Genomic DNA, 1,399 nt, shown 5'->3' with positions numbered 1-1,399 from the left:
ACAGGGCCTTCAGCGCGGCGCGTGCCGCGGTCACCGGATTGGTCACCTGCACACCAGGCAGCACCTCGTGAACGCGCTCGGCAACCTTATCCTCGCCGATGACCAGCGCTCCCGACGTGCAGGCAAAGCCGATCACATCGAACTTGACGTCGGGCAAGAGTCCCACCGTTGCCGGGATTACCGCCGACATTTTCATCAGGTTTTCCGGTGTGATCTCGACATCGCTGTAGAGCCGCGCCTCGTACAGCGCGATGTCGCGCGCGGGCAGCGCATACCGGAATTCATCCTCGATGGTCTGGTCGGTCCGCAGCACGAGCAGGCCGAGATTGGCGCGCGTGCCGATACCGTCATCGGTCTTGAAGGGAATGTGTTCCTTGTCGAGGACAAGCGTGTCGTCGGCGCGGCTAACCGGGGCGTCCATGGCGCAGTCCCCTCCCTGATGCCAATCAGAATTGTCGACAATAGAAACGGCGATATTGCCGAAACTGTCAAGGGCTCTGTGCAGATCCTGGGAACCGGTAAACGCCTGAATTTTGCGCTTGCGCGGATCGCTTGTCCGTCGCCGACCCATTCACCGTTGACAGGGATCGGCGTCTTCCTATTGAATTGTCGACAATAGGAACACAGCCCTTCGGGACAGCAATGCGCGTATTGATCTTGGGCGGCGGCGTGGTCGGGATCACCACCACTTATCAGTTGCAAAAGGACGGCCACGCGGTCACTGTTCTCGAGCAGGCACCGCAGGTGGCCGAGGGCGCGAGCTGGGCAAATGCAGGCATGATCGCGCCCGGTCACTCCTTCGTCTGGTCATCACCAGCCGCGCCAAAAATCCTGCTGAAGTCGCTGTTCCTGAAAGACCAGGCGCTTCGCTTCAAACTTTCCGCCGACCCGCATCTCTACAGCTGGTCGCTGCGCTTCCTCAGGGAATGCACGGCCGCCAAAGCGCGTCGCAACACCCTCCTCAAACATCGGCTTGCGGTCCATTCCCAATCGGTCCTGCAGGCGGTCGTCAGGGAGGAATCGATCCAATACGACAGGACCTCGGCCGGCATCCTTTACTTCCACCGCAGCCGTCAGGCGCTCGACAAGGGCGTCGCCAACATGCGCCTGCTGGAGGCCGACGGCCAGGAGATCCGCATTGTCGACGCACAGGAAATCATTGACCGCGAGCCGGCGCTGGCTTCGTCGCGCGGCAGCATTGCCGGCGGCATAATGTGTCCAACCGATGAAACCGGCGACGCCGCCAAGTTCACGCGCGCGCTGGCGGCCATCGTCGAAACGAGGGGCGGCAAGATCCTGACAAGCACGAGGATCGTCGGGATCGAACGCAGGAATGACGCGATCATCCGGGTCGTCACCGACAAGGGAGAATTTCTGGCCGACACCTACGTTCTGTGTC

Annotated in this window: 1 protein-coding gene and 1 pseudogene; one reads left to right on the top strand and one right to left on the bottom strand. The window is 61.4% G+C overall.

Features of this window, described 5'->3' with window-relative positions:
• Positions 1-421, bottom strand: a pseudogene (locus EN994_RS31505) (Asp/Glu racemase); the annotation flags it as partial.
• 236 nt (positions 422-657) lie between these two features.
• On the opposite strand from EN994_RS31505, the gene EN994_RS31500 reads away from it, so the two are divergent.
• On the top strand, positions 658-1,399 hold a 742-nt coding region (locus EN994_RS31500; protein ID WP_245466141.1), incomplete at its 3' end, for an FAD-dependent oxidoreductase.

This window comes from Mesorhizobium sp. M7A.F.Ca.CA.002.09.1.1 (assembly GCF_003998555.1).
In the GTDB taxonomy this organism is placed as follows: domain Bacteria; phylum Pseudomonadota; class Alphaproteobacteria; order Rhizobiales; family Rhizobiaceae; genus Mesorhizobium; species Mesorhizobium ciceri.
Note: the sequence above shows the minus strand (reverse complement) of the source record. Positions and strands in the feature narration are given on the sequence as shown.